This window comes from Paracoccus sp. FO-3 (genome assembly GCF_006386455.1).
Classification (GTDB): Bacteria; Pseudomonadota; Alphaproteobacteria; order Rhodobacterales; family Rhodobacteraceae; genus Paracoccus; species Paracoccus versutus.
In genome coordinates, this window is the sequence record NZ_VCBQ01000147.1 from 1 (window position 1) to 8,809 (window position 8,809).

General features: G+C 72.7%; 10 protein-coding genes and 1 pseudogene. All 11 read left to right on the forward strand.

Annotated features, from left to right (window positions below; genetic code table 11):
* Positions 1-444 (forward strand): ImpA family type VI secretion system protein (locus tag FE811_RS27680; RefSeq protein ID WP_370362702.1); only part of this gene is annotated, 444 nt, incomplete at its 5' end.
* 58 nt (positions 445-502) lie between these two features.
* Positions 503-1,051 (forward strand): type VI secretion system contractile sheath small subunit, encoded by a 549-nt coding sequence (tssB, locus tag FE811_RS24325; RefSeq protein WP_036760983.1) that lies wholly within the window; start codon positions 503-505, stop codon positions 1,049-1,051.
* Positions 1,052-1,054: 3 nt separating this feature from the next.
* A complete protein-coding gene (gene tssC / locus FE811_RS24330; protein ID WP_116221964.1) occupies positions 1,055-2,569 on the forward strand; it encodes a type VI secretion system contractile sheath large subunit in 1,515 nt (504 codons plus the stop codon).
* Positions 2,570-2,712: 143 nt separating this feature from the next.
* Complete coding sequence (locus FE811_RS24335) at positions 2,713-3,201, forward strand: type VI secretion system tube protein Hcp (RefSeq protein WP_036760978.1); 489 nt, start codon at positions 2,713-2,715, stop codon at positions 3,199-3,201.
* A gap of 25 nt (positions 3,202-3,226) precedes the next feature.
* A complete protein-coding gene (locus tag FE811_RS24340) occupies positions 3,227-3,973 on the forward strand; it encodes a type VI secretion system baseplate subunit TssE (protein WP_116221963.1) in 747 nt (248 codons plus the stop codon).
* Positions 3,973-5,835 (forward strand): type VI secretion system baseplate subunit TssF, encoded by a 1,863-nt coding sequence (gene tssF, locus FE811_RS24345; protein WP_116221962.1) that lies wholly within the window; start codon positions 3,973-3,975, stop codon positions 5,833-5,835. The genes FE811_RS24340 and tssF overlap by 1 nt, the downstream gene beginning before the upstream one ends.
* The gene (gene tssG, locus FE811_RS24350; RefSeq protein ID WP_116221961.1) at positions 5,799-6,830 is read left to right on the forward strand and encodes a type VI secretion system baseplate subunit TssG; all 1,032 of its coding nucleotides are present in this window, start codon (positions 5,799-5,801) and stop codon (positions 6,828-6,830) included. The genes tssF and tssG overlap by 37 nt, the downstream gene beginning before the upstream one ends.
* A gap of 125 nt (positions 6,831-6,955) precedes the next feature.
* A pseudogene (locus FE811_RS28480) lies at positions 6,956-7,054 on the forward strand (FHA domain-containing protein); the annotation flags it as partial.
* 166 nt (positions 7,055-7,220) lie between these two features.
* Positions 7,221-8,021 (forward strand): type VI secretion system-associated FHA domain protein TagH, encoded by an 801-nt coding sequence (tagH, locus tag FE811_RS28485; protein ID WP_305034198.1) that lies wholly within the window; start codon positions 7,221-7,223, stop codon positions 8,019-8,021.
* A complete protein-coding gene (tssJ, locus tag FE811_RS24360) occupies positions 8,018-8,491 on the forward strand; it encodes a type VI secretion system lipoprotein TssJ (RefSeq protein WP_116221959.1) in 474 nt (157 codons plus the stop codon). The genes tagH and tssJ overlap by 4 nt, the downstream gene beginning before the upstream one ends.
* Positions 8,492-8,502: 11 nt before the next feature.
* On the forward strand, positions 8,503-8,809 hold a 307-nt coding region (gene tssK, locus FE811_RS24365), incomplete at its 3' end, for a type VI secretion system baseplate subunit TssK (RefSeq protein WP_181180955.1).

Consider the following 8,809-nt stretch of genomic DNA (forward strand, 5'->3'; position numbering starts at 1 on the left):
CTGGAGGCGGCCCTGGCCGCGCGCATCGGGGACGACCCGCCGACCCGCTTCCCGGCGCTGCGCCGGATGCTGGAGCGGATGGCGGCGACGCTGGCCAGCCCCGAGGCGCAGTTCAGCCGCCCCACGCAGCCGGCAGCGCAGGCGCAGGCCAATGCGCCTGCAGCACCGTCCGCGCCAACGCCCGCCCCCGCGGCCGTTGCCACCGCGCCCGCATCGGCAGGCCTGCCGGCAAGGCTGGCCTCGCGTGCCGAGGTCGCGACCTGTCTCGACCTGATCATCGATTTCTACGAACGCAACGAACCCGCCTCGCCTTTGCCGCATCTGGCGCGGCGGATGAAGAAGATGGTGCCGATGAACTTCCTGCAGCTGATGGAGGAACTGGCGCCGGGAGGGATGAAGGAATTCCGCAATGTCGCCGGAGTGGCCGAGGACAAGGGACGCTGACGGCAGGGCGCAATCGGGGCCGGCGCCGCGATGGCGCCGCGACAGGGAGTAACCCGCGATGAGCGAGAGCAAGGCCAAGGTAATCGAGCGCAATCGCGCCCCCAGGGTGCAGATCGCCTATGACGTCGAGCATTACGGCAGCCCGACCACCATCGAACTGCCCTTCGTCATGGGGGTGATGGCGGATCTGGCGGGCAAGTCCACCTCGCGCGAGGCGCAGAAGCCGCCCGCCGAACGGTCCTTCGTCGAGGTGGATGCCGGCCGCTTCCCCGCCTTCATGGAGGCGCTTTCGCCCCGCGTCACCGCCCGCATCCCCAACCGCCTGCCCCGCAAGGAGGGCGAGGAGGCCGGCGCGGAGGAAGAAGAGATGTTCGTGGACCTGACCTTTCGCAACATGGGCGATTTCGCCCCCGACCGCATCGCCGAGCAGATCCCCGAACTGGCCGAGCTGATGAAGATGCGCCGCAAGCTCGAGGAACTGCTGAGCTACATGGACGGCAAGGCCAGCGCCGAAAAGCGCATCGCCCAGCTTCTGAACGACGAGCCGCTGCTGGCCCGCGTCGCCGAGCAGGCGGTGGCCCCCGGCGGCGACGGGACGGAGGGCTGAGCCATGGCCGAACAGGAACTCAAGGGCACCGAAACCGCCGCCGAAGCCGAGGCCGTCGACCTGGACGAATTCGGCACGCTTCTGGAAAAGGACTTCCGCGTCAAGGAACAGGACGACAGCGCCAAGTTGCGCGAACTGGTCGCGAACCTGGCCCTTGCCGCCCGCGAAAAGGCCGGCAGCGCCACGATCTCCGGCAATGCCGTGCGCTCGATCAAGTCGCTGATCGCCGGCATCGACGAGCTGCTGACCACGCAGATGAACGAGGTGCTGCACGCCCCCGAGATCCGCCGCATGGAAGGAAGCTGGCGCGGGCTGCATTACCTGGTCAACAACACCGAAACCGACACCATGCTCAAGATCCGGGTGCTGAACATCACCAAGGACGAGCTTGCCGACCAGCTGGAGGATTTCGAGGGGCAGATGTGGGACCAGTCGCCCATGTTCCGCAAGCTCTATACCGAGGAATATTCCAGCTTCGGCGGCGCGCCCTTCGGCAGCATCGTCGGCGATTACGAATTCAGCCACCACCCGCGCGACGTGGGGCTGCTGCGCAACCTGTCGGGGATCTGCGCCTCGGCGCATGCGCCCTTCATCGCCGCGGCCTCGCCCCGGCTGTTCCGCATGGAAAGCTGGCAGGAACTGCCCAATCCGCAAGACCTGAAGATGGTCACGTCCTCGCCCGACTACGCGGCCTGGCAAAGCCTGCGCGAAAGCGAGGACGCGCGCTATATCGGCCTGACCCTGCCGCGGGTGCTGGCGCGCCTGCCCTATGGGCCGGACACCATCCCGGTCAAGGGCTTCGACTTCCGCGAAGAGATCGACGGCAAGCACGACCATTACGTCTGGATGAACGCGGCCTTCCCGATGGGGGTGAACATCAACCGCAGCCACAAGCTTTACGGCTGGGGCAGCCAGATCCGCGGCGTGGAATCGGGCGGCGCCGTCACCAACCTGCCGGTGCATACCTTCCCCAGCGACGACGGCTCGGTGGTGATGAAATGCCCGACCGAGATCGCCATCGACGACCGGCGCGAGCATGAGCTGGCCAAGCTGGGGCTGATGCCGATCCTGCACCGCAAGAACACCGATGTCGCGGCCTTCCTGGGCGCGCAGACCCTGCAGGATTGCGAGGCCCGCGCCGGGCGGCTGGTCGATCCCGACGCCCAGGCCAACGAGCGGCTGTCGGCGAACCTGCCCTATCTGCTGCCGGTCTGCCGCTTCGCGCATTACCTCAAGGCCATCGCCCGCGACAAGATCGGCACCTTCAAGGAACGCGCCGACATGGAGGTCTGGCTGTCCGAATGGATCAACCGCTACGTGCTGGCCAATACCGCCATGGCCGACGACAAGGCCAAGGCCAAGCGGCCGCTGGCCAAGGCCGAGGTGCAGGTGGACAGCGTCGAGGGCCGGCCCGGCTATTACGCCGCCCGCTTCTACCTGCGCCCGCATTACCAGCTGGAAGGCATCAACGCCTCGCTGCGGCTGGTTTCGGAGCTGCCCTCGGTCAAGGGGCCGTGACGCGCTTTGCCCAGGGGCCGCGGCGGCCCCTGCGGCGCCGGGCCGGCGGGCGCCAGGGCGCGCGCGGCCCCCGACGCGGCCCCGACGGGCCCCGCCATGTCTGAAACCCGGCTTGCCGAACAGGCCGAACAGGGAGATGTGAGATGGCTTTCACCGGATACCTCAAGATCGACGGCATCGACGGCGAATCGCGCCGGGCCGATCACGAAGGCGAAATCGACATCTGGGGCGCCGACCTGAAGGCCGAGCAGAAAAGCTCGGCCGCGACCGGGTCTGGCCGCGTGCGCGGGCGCGCCACCGTCAGCGACCTGACGCTTTACAAATGGTATGACGCCGCCTCGCCCTACCTGGCGCTGGCCTGCATGCAGGGCAAGGCCTTCGAGACCATGACCTTCACCGTCCGCAAGGACTCGGGCGAGGCGCATCTGGACTACCTGACCATCACCATGACCAATTGCCTGATCTCGTCCTATTCGATGAGCCAGAACCAGCCCGCACCCGAGATCGACACCATCGCCGAGCAGATCGGCATCTCGTTCGAGAAGATCGCCGTCAAATACGTCGTCCAGGCCGACGACCATTCGAAAGGCGACGAGCATGAGGTCGAATACGACCTGATGGCCGCCAAGTGACCGCCCCGAGGCGCGCAGGATCGCCATGGCCAGCCCCGCCCCCGACCGCCCCCGCACCGCCACGCCCCTCCAGGCGCGGCGCGAGGAGGTGCAGCCGAGCCTGTGGGACCGGCTGATCGACGACCTGCCCGCCATGACGGCCGAGCTCGCCCGGCGGGAGGCGGCCCTGGCTGCCCGCCACGGCCCCGCCCGGCTGGCGGCGCTGCTTGCGGGCGAGGGGCGGGACGGGCTCGACCCCGACCAGGCGCGCGACCTGGCGGCGCTGGCGCAATTGCAGGCCCGCCGCGCCGCCCTGCAGGAACGCGGCATCCTGGTCACGCCCGAGGTGCTGCGCGAGGCGGTGCGCCGCGACATCGAGGATCTGTTCGGCATCGAGCGGCTGGAGGTGCGCTATCTGCTGACCCCGGCCGAGCGCCGCACCGCACCCCCCGGCATCGCCGGCGGCGCCGAGGATCCGGCCGAGATGCTGGCCGATTTTCCCCATGTCCGCGCCTCGGTGCTGAATTACGGCGTCCCGGCCTTTGCCGGGCGGCGCGCGGGCGATTTCGACCACGAGGCGCTGGCGCGCGAATTGCGCGAGGTGCTGGCGGTGTTCGAGCCGCGCCTGCGCCGCGACACCATCCGCGTCACCGTCCAGCCCGGCACCCGCACCGGCCTGCGCGTGCGCATCGAGGGGCTGCTTCTGATGGCCCCCGCGCCCGAACGGCTGCGGCTGCTGACCACCATCGACCTCGACACGGGCGCCGCCGCCACGGTGCTGGAGGAGGGCTGATGGACCGCGCCTTCCTTGCCGCCTACGAGGCCGAATTGGACCATATCCGGGTGCTGGCCGGCGAATTCGCCGCCCTGCATCCCAACGTGGCGCGCAACCTGTCGCTGGACGCCCTGCCCTGCCCCGACCCCTATGTCGAGCGGCTGCTGGAGGGCGTGGCCTTCCTGGCCGCCCGCACGCGGATGAAGGTCGAGGCCGAGGGCCAGCGTTTCGCCGCCGGGGTGCTGGATGCGCTTTGGCCCGACCTGGCCGCGCCGGGGCCGGCCATGGGCATCGGCGTGCTGCAGCCCGGCCCGCAGGTGCAGGCCATGGCGGCCGGGCATCCGGTGCCGCGCGGCAGCCGCTTCACCGCCGCCGTGCGCGAAGGTCTGGCCACCCGCGCCACCTATGCCACCGCGCAGGCGGTCACGCTCTGGCCGCTGGCGCTGGCGGCGGCCGATTACCTGCCCGACCGCGGCGCGCTGGCCGCCGCCGGCCTTGCCGCGCCGGGGGCCGAGGCGGGCATCCGCATCGGCCTGCACGCGACGGGACCGGCCGCGCTGTCAGCCTTGGCGCTGGATAGGCTCGACCTGTGCTTTGCCGGCAGCGCGCGGGCGGGGGCGCTGTTCGACGCCATCTTCGGCAGCGGCCTGGGCGCGCTGGCCCGTCCCGCCCGGCCGGGTGCGCAAGCGCTTTCCCTCGGCCGGCCCGGCCTGGTGGGCACCGGCGACGACGAGGGGCTGACCCCGCGCCTGCGCCCCAGCTTCGAGGGGTTCCGGCTGCTGCGCGACTATTTCCTGATGCCGGAACGCTTTCACTATCTGCGGCTGGAGGGGCTCGCCCCCGCCGCCCGGCAATGCGGCGAAGGCGTGGCGCTGGAGCTTGCCGTGCCGCTTTCCCGCCCCGAGCCGCTGCTGGAGGGGCTGGGCCGCGACGATTTCCGGCTCTTCGCCGTGCCGCTGGTCAACCTGTTCGAGAAGGAATGCAATTTCGTCGAACTCGACGCGCGGGCCACGGCGCATCCGGTCCACCCCGACCGCGCCCGCACCCGCGACTTCGAGGTCTATCGCCTGGTCCGCGTCGCCGATGCCGACCGCGAGGGCGCGGACGGGCTGCTCTGCCCCGCCCATGCCCCCGAGGCGCCGCGCCATCCCGGCCCGCTCTGGTGGGCCGAGCGCCGCCCCCGCCGGCCGGCCACCGACGAGATCCGGCGCGGCCAGATGCGCAGTTCCCATGCCGGGCACGACCTGTGGATCTCGGTCTCGCGCGCCGGGGACTGGATGCCGCGCCGGCTGGACATCCGCGCGCTTTGCACCAATCGCGACCTGCCGATCCTGGACGACACGCCGCGGCTGACGCCCGAGGGCGGCGAGCCGGTGATGCGGGTGGATCTGGTCGGCCCGATGCGCCGGCCGCAACCGGCGCTGGCGGGCGCGCCGCCGATGGCCGGACAAAGCGGCGCGGCGGGGCTGGACGAGCTGACCTGGCGGCTGGTGGCGCAGCTTGCCTCTGGCCATCTGTCGCTGGCCGAGGCCGGGCGCGACGGCGCGCCGCTTTGCGCGCTGCTGGCGCTTTACGCCGACCGCGGCGATCCGCGGCTGGCCCGCCACGCCCGCGCCGTCGCCGCCGTCGCCAGCCGCCCGGTGATCGAGCGGCTGGACCTGCCCGGCCCGCTGGCCTTCGGCCGCGGCACCGAGATCACGCTGGAAATCGACGAGGCGCCGCTGGCCGGGGCCAGCCGGCTGCTTTTGCCGGCGCTGCTGGACCGGCTGTTCGCCCGCCACGCCTCGGTCAACAGCTTCGTGCGCACCCGCACCCGCCTTGTGCAGAAACAGGAGGAGATGTCATGGCCGATGCGGCCCGGCCTGCGCCCCAGGATCTGACGCCGGAGACTCCCCCCGGCATCGAGGCCTTTGCGCTGATGCGCCGGCTGGAATCGCCCGGCCGCCGCTTCGGCCATGCCGGCGGCCCCGAGCAGGAGCCCGCGCGGCTGGGGCAAGAGATCCGCCTGGGTCCCGCCGCCTGCGAGGTCGCGCGCTTCAGCCCCGCCGAAGGCGACGCCCCCGCCCGCATCGCGCTGGAGATCACCGGGCTTTTCGGCCCCGAAGGCCCGATGCCGCTGCACCTTAGCCGGCGCATGCTGGAACGCATGTCCGAACGCTGGTTCGCCGGCTCCGCCCTGCCGGAACCGGGGGCGGATCGCGCCTTCCTGGAGTTCTGCAACCTGCTGCAGCACCGGATGATGGCGCTTTACTACCGCGCCTTTGCCGAGGCGCAGCCCGCCATCGCCGCCGACCACGGGCGCGAGGGCCGGCTGGCGGCGATGATCGCGGCGCTGGCGGGCCTCGGCCTGCCCGGCATCGCCGAAGCGCTCGACGATCCTGCGCCGGTCCTGCGCCACGCCACCGGGCTGGCCAGCCAGGTCCGCAGCCCCGAAACGCTGGCCGCGCTGCTGTCGGACCTGCTGGACACGCCGGTGCGGGTGGTCGAGTTCGTGCCCTATTGGCAGGACATCCCCGCCGCCCTGGCCAGCCGCCTTGGCCGCGCCCATGCCGGGCTGGGCCGGGGCGCGATGCTGGGGCCGCGGGTCTACCAGCCGCAGGCGCGGGCCGAGATCACCGTCGGCCCGCTGGGCCTTGCGCAATACCGCCGGCTGGCCGAGGACGGCCCGGAACGGGCGGCGCTGCGCCGCCTGCTGCGCTTTGCCATGGGCGAAGAGATCGGCTTCGACCTGCGGCTGGTGCTGGCCGCGCCCCAGGTGCCGCCGCCCCGGCTGGGCGCGGGCATGGCGCTGGGGCGGACCGGCTGGCTGGGCGACGGGGCCGCGCGGGACCGCGACGACCTGCGCCTGCCGCTGGACGAAAGGCAGGCCGCCTGATGACCCTGCGCCTCACCGTCCTCACAAGCCCCGTTCCCCAGCCCCGGCCCGAGCTGCGGCTGGAGGGCGGCCGGGCGGTGCTGGGGCGCGAGCCGGGCTGCGACTGGCAGATCGACGACCCCGAGATGTTCGTCTCGCGCCGCCATTGCATCGTCGAGGCCACGGCCGAGGGCTGGACCGTCACCGATACCAGCTCGGGCGGGCTGTTCATCGACGCGGCGGCCGAGCCGCTGGGACCGGGCCGCAGCGCCGCGCTGTGCGACGGGATGCGGCTGCGGCTGGGCGACGTGACGCTGGGCGTGGCCGTCGAGGCCGTGGCGGGGGCCGCAGCGGNACCCGTTCTTCGCCCCCCGCGATCCGGCGCCGCCACCGCCGCCGCGACCCTCGGAACTGCCCGAGCCCTTCGAGCGCACGACCGGCCGTTTCGCGCCGCCGCAGCCGCCATCGCCGCCGCCCGGCTTCGACGATCCCTTCACGCTGGACCCGCTGCCGGCCGCGCAACCGGCAGCCCCGCCCCCACCGGGCGACGACTGGAGCTGGGGGCCGTCCGGCGCGACACCGCCCCAGCCCGATCCCGCGCCCGTCGTGGAGACCCCTGCACCCACGGCCCCGCAGCCGCAATTCGACGCGGCCGCCGCCTTCCTGCGCGGCGCCGGGCTGGACCCGTCGGGCGCCGAGGGCGTGGACCTGGAAGCGCTTGGCCGGCGCTACCGCATGCTGGCCGAGGGGCTGGTCGCGCTGCTGCGCGCGCGGGCCGAGGAAAAGGGCTCGCTGCGCGTCGCCCGCACCACGCTGGGCGCAGCCCAGGTCAACCCGCTGAAATTCCTGGCCATGCCCGACGAGCAGGTGGCCGCGCTGGTCGCGCCCCGCGGGGCGGGCTACCTGGACCCCGACGCCGCCATCGCCGAGGCGTTCCGCGACCTTGCCGACCACCGGATGCGCAGCTGGCACGGGCTGCAGGCGGCGCTGCGCCGGATGATCGACCGCTTCTCGCCCGAGGCGATCGAGGCGCAGCTGGCCGATGCCGGGCTGCTGCGGGCGCTGCTGGCGGGCGGGCGCTCGGCGCTGCTCTGGGACGCCTATGCCGCCCGCTGGGCCGAGATCGCCCGCGCCGCCGAGGATCGCTTCCTGGGCGAGGTCGGCGCCGAATTCCGCGATGCCTACGAAACCCCTGACAGGAGCGAGCCATGACCACGATCTTTCCCCTATTCACGCGCCGGGCCACGCTGGCCGGGCTTGGAACGCTGGCGCTGACGGCGGCCTGCGGCGGGCCGCAGGGGCCCGGTTCGGTCAACCTGGCGATGTCGGCCGCGGCCGGGGTCAATCCCGGTCCCGACGGCAGCGACCGGCCGCTGACTCTGCACATCCTGCAATTGCGCGGCACCGCCGGCTTCGACGCCGCCGACACGCTGGCGCTGCAAGACCCCGCCGCCGCCCTGGGGGCCGACCTGGTCAAGGCCGAGACGGTCACGCTGGCCCCCGGCGGCAGCGCCGAAAAGGCGCTGGTGCTCGACCCGTCGACGACGGCGGTGGCGGTGGTCGCCGGCTATCGCGACCCGGCCGGCAAGAACACCCGCGCCAAGGCCGCCGTCTCGCCCACCGGGACCGCCAGCTTCACCGTCACCGCCGGGCCGGGCGGCGTCGTGATGGCTCCAGCCTGAAGGGAAAGCGCATGACCGAAGGCAGCCGCGTCGTCTGGTCCGAGGGCCTGTTCCTGCGCCCGCAGCATTTCCAGCAGCAGGACCGCCATGCCGCGGCCCAGCTGCGCGCGCTGCTGCGGACGCGGCCGCGGCAGGCATGGGGCTTTGTCGCGCTGCGGCTGGATCCCTCGGCGCTGGAGGCCGGGCAGGTCGCCGTCGCCGAGGCCGAGGGGCTGTTTCCCGACGGCACCGCCTTTCGCATCCCGGCCGAGGCCCCGGCGCCGCCGCCGGTCACGGTCGGCCGCGCGACACCCGCCGGCGCGGTCCTGCTGGGCGTGG

Excerpts from the sequence above, each read along its gene's own strand:
- tssG (WP_116221961.1), top strand. The coding sequence starts at position 5,799 with ATGGCCGATGCGGCCCGGCCTGCGCCCCAGGATCTGACGCCGGAGACT.
- tssC (WP_116221964.1), top strand. The coding sequence starts at position 1,055 with ATGGCCGAACAGGAACTCAAGGGCACCGAAACCGCCGCCGAAGCCGAG.
- FE811_RS24335 (WP_036760978.1), top strand. The coding sequence starts at position 2,713 with ATGGCTTTCACCGGATACCTCAAGATCGACGGCATCGACGGCGAATCG.
- tssB (WP_036760983.1), top strand. The coding sequence starts at position 503 with ATGAGCGAGAGCAAGGCCAAGGTAATCGAGCGCAATCGCGCCCCCAGG.
- tssF (WP_116221962.1), top strand. The coding sequence starts at position 3,973 with ATGGACCGCGCCTTCCTTGCCGCCTACGAGGCCGAATTGGACCATATC.
- tssJ (WP_116221959.1), top strand. The coding sequence starts at position 8,018 with ATGACCACGATCTTTCCCCTATTCACGCGCCGGGCCACGCTGGCCGGG.
- FE811_RS24340 (WP_116221963.1), top strand. The coding sequence starts at position 3,227 with ATGGCCAGCCCCGCCCCCGACCGCCCCCGCACCGCCACGCCCCTCCAG.